Origin of the sequence: Kitasatospora sp. NPDC059088, from assembly GCF_042738155.1 — a bacterium.
Lineage (GTDB): Bacteria > Actinomycetota > Actinomycetes > Streptomycetales > Streptomycetaceae > Kitasatospora.
Window position 1 is genome coordinate 1 of sequence record NZ_JBHYGR010000124.1, and the last position, 3,066, is coordinate 3,066.

A 3,066-nucleotide genomic window follows, 5' to 3' on the forward strand; every position below is an offset into this window, starting at 1 on the left:
CCGCTCGCGGCCGGCGCGCGGCCCGCGCCCGCGGGGGGGGGGGGGCCCGCCCCCGCCGCGCCGCGGCGGCCCGCCCCCGGGTCCCACCCCCCCCCCGCGATGTCCGACAAATGGCGGGCGGGGGGCGGGGAGATCAGCCGGCACCCCCGCCCTACCGCCCCACCGCGCCCTCCGCGCCTGCACCAGAAGTCGACCGGGTCGACTTCTCGCGCACGCCGCTCAGCCACCACCCCCTGACCGCACGGGAAGTCGACCCGATCGACTTCCCGTCCTCTCCGAAAGCCGACTGGATCGACGTCCATGGGATTGCCCACCTCGCACCGCACAAGCACCGACGCCAACCCCGACACCGGAAGTCGGCAGGGCCGACGTCCGGTGCAACCGCCGCCCCGAGCAGGCCACCGACGGGCGCCGGGCGCATCGACCTGGCGGTCCGCCCGCCCCGGAGGAGAGGCGGACGCGCCCAAGCGCCGGCATCGGCCACGGTGGCGGCTGCTGGCACGGCCCTTGCGGGCCGCGCGGGGCGGGGCACGGGTGTCGGTGGCCGAGGAGCTGCGGCCGGGGGCCTCGGCGGCGCCGCTCGCGCGGCCGGGGGCGAGCGCGCCGATACCTGAGGTGGGCACGGTGGCTGCCGGGAGTTCGAAGCCTGCGGTGGGGGCGCAGGCATCTGGGGGTCGGCGGCAGGCGGCGCGGCCGGGGGTGTCGGGAAGGGAACTGCTGGCACACCCGATGCGGGCCTCGCGAGCCGCACTGACGCGGCTGGCCGCGCGGGGCGGGGCACAAGTGTGGGTGGCCGAGGAGCTGCGGCCGGGGGCGGGCGCGCCGATACCCGAGGTGGACACGGTGGCGGGCCGGGGGCGGGGGCGAGGCCGTCGGCGCACCCCGGAATGGAGGCAGCGGCACCGCGGGGTCGGGATGGTCGTAGGGGCGATGCGGGGCACGCGAGGAGCCCTGGTGGGGTTGCTCGTCTGGTCGGGGGTGGAGGCGGTGCCGCCGCTGGTGTCCGGCTTGTTGGTGTCGGCCGCCGTCGATCAGGGGTTCCTGGCCGGGCGGCCGGGGGTCGGGGTGGCCTGGTTGGGCGGGTTCGGGGCGGCGATGGCGGTGCGGGCGTACGCGGCGCGGGCCGGGTTCCCGTACCTCGCGGGGGTGGTGGAGCCGCTGCGGAACGCGCTGGTGGAGCGGGTGGTCCGCGGTGCCCTGGCGCGGCCGCGGGCGGATCCGGCCGCCGTCGCGCGGTTGACCGAACAGGTGGAGTCCGTACGGCAGTTGACCGCGACGCTGCTCCGCACGCTGCGCGGGGTGGGGGTCACGCTGGTCGCCGCCCTGGTCGGGCTGGCGCTGCTGGCGCCGGCCGTGCTGCCGCTGGTGCTGGTGCCGCTGCTGGCGGCCGGGCTGCTGTTCGTGCGGCTGCTGCGGCCGTTGGCGGCCGGGCGGCGGGCGGCGGTCCTGGCCGAGGAACGGCTCGCCGCCGAGGCCGGGCGGGCGTTGCGCGGGCTGCGCGACGTGCAGGCGACGGGGGCGGGCGACGCGGTCGCCCGGGCGCTGACCGGGGTGGCGCAGGAGAGCGCGGCCGCCTCCCGGGCGCTGGGCCGGGCGTCGGCCCTGCGCGCGCTCGTGGTGGCGCTCGGCGGGCGGCTGCCGGTCCTGGCCGTCCTGGCGGCGGCGCCCTGGCTGCTGGCGCACGACGCGCTGACGGCGGGCGGGCTGCTCGGCGTCGCCACCTACCTCCTCCAGCAACTGGACCCGGCCGTACGGACGTTGGCGGGAACGGTCGGCGGCTGGCTGCTCAATCTCGGCGTGGTGCTGGACCGACTGGCGGAATCGACCACCGAGTCCGGGCCCAACCCCACGCCAACCCCCGTCCCCACTCCCGCCCCCACCCCCCTCCCCACCCCCGGCGTGCCGCTCGGCGCGGTCCGGCTGATCGGGGTGCGGTACGCCCACGGACCGGGCGCTCCGGCTGTGCTGGACGGGGTGGACGCGGAGTTCCGCCCCGGGGAGCACGTGGCGGTGGTGGGGCCGAGCGGGGTGGGGAAGTCGACCCTGGCGGGGCTGCTGGCGGGCCTGGTGGCGCCGACGGCGGGGGCGGTGGTGGTCGGTGGCGGCCCGCGCGGGGTGGCGCTGCTGCCGCAGGAGGCGTACGTGTTCCCGGGGTCGGTGCGGGAGAACCTGACCTGGCTCGCCCCGGGCGCGTCCGGGCGGGAGGTCGCGGAGGCCGTCGGGCGACTGGGGGCGGACGGGCTGGTGGCGCGGCTGGGCGGGTTGGCCGGCGCGCTGCGCGATCCGGGTGAACTGTCCTCCGGTGAGCGCCAGTTGCTGGCTCTGGTGCGGACGTACCTGGCGGACGCGCCGGTGGTGGTGCTGGACGAGGCGACCTGCCATCTGGAGGCGGCCGCGGAGGAGCGGGTGGAGCGGGCGTTCGCCGCGCGGCCGGGGACGCTGGTGGTGGTCGCGCACCGGATCAGTTCGGCGCTGCGGGCGGACCGGGTGCTGCTGCTGGACGGCGGTCGCGGACTGCTGGCCCGGCACGGCGACCTCCAGGTGCTGTCGCCGTTCTACCGCGAGCTCGTCGGCCACTGGCTGGGTTCTTCCAGAGTGGCCCCCGGGGCCGCGGGCGGGGCGGGACTCGCCCCATGAGGTCGATAGGATCTCGTCCGTCCCGGCCGTTATGGTGGCCGGGGCACGGGCCGCGATCACCGGCTGTGGGCGCGTTCCGAGCGCCCGATCGGGGACCCGACCGTGTGCCGCAGGCATCGGACGGGCGCCGATGACCTGCACCCTCGCACGGAAGACGATTTCTCATGTCCGACACCCTCACCGACACCACGGGCCCTGCGGTCAACGGGACCGACGCCGACGAGAAGACGGCCGAGGGCACCGCGTCGCACGGCCGCCACCGCGGCGGCTCGGCCGACGACGACACCCCCGGGGCGGACCCGCACGGCCGCCACCGCGCCGCCGGTGCCCGGGGCTGATCCGCCGACACACCCCGCGAGGGGGCCCCCGGGGTGCGGGGCGGCGGGGCCCCGGCCAGCCCGGCCCCCACCCCCCCCCCCCCCCCCCCCC

Annotated in this window: 2 protein-coding genes; both read left to right on the plus strand. The window is 78.5% G+C overall.

Translation table 11 applies throughout. The features are described 5' to 3' along the window. Nucleotides 1-954 precede the first annotated feature (954 nt). Nucleotides 955-2,637 (plus strand): ATP-binding cassette domain-containing protein, encoded by a 1,683-nt coding sequence (locus tag ACFWXO_RS36265; protein WP_380529451.1) that lies wholly within the window; start codon nucleotides 955-957, stop codon nucleotides 2,635-2,637. A 164-nt stretch (nucleotides 2,638-2,801) separates the two neighbouring features. Continuing rightward, nucleotides 2,802-2,975, plus strand: coding sequence for a hypothetical protein (locus tag ACFWXO_RS36270; RefSeq protein ID WP_380529453.1), 174 nt, complete (start codon nucleotides 2,802-2,804; stop codon nucleotides 2,973-2,975). The last annotated feature ends 91 nt before the right edge of the window (nucleotides 2,976-3,066 follow it).

What these genes read in the sequence shown, in the direction of transcription:
- ACFWXO_RS36270 (WP_380529453.1), top strand. Translation starts at nt 2,802, where the DNA reads ATGTCCGACACCCTCACCGACACCACGGGCCCTGCGGTCAACGGGACC.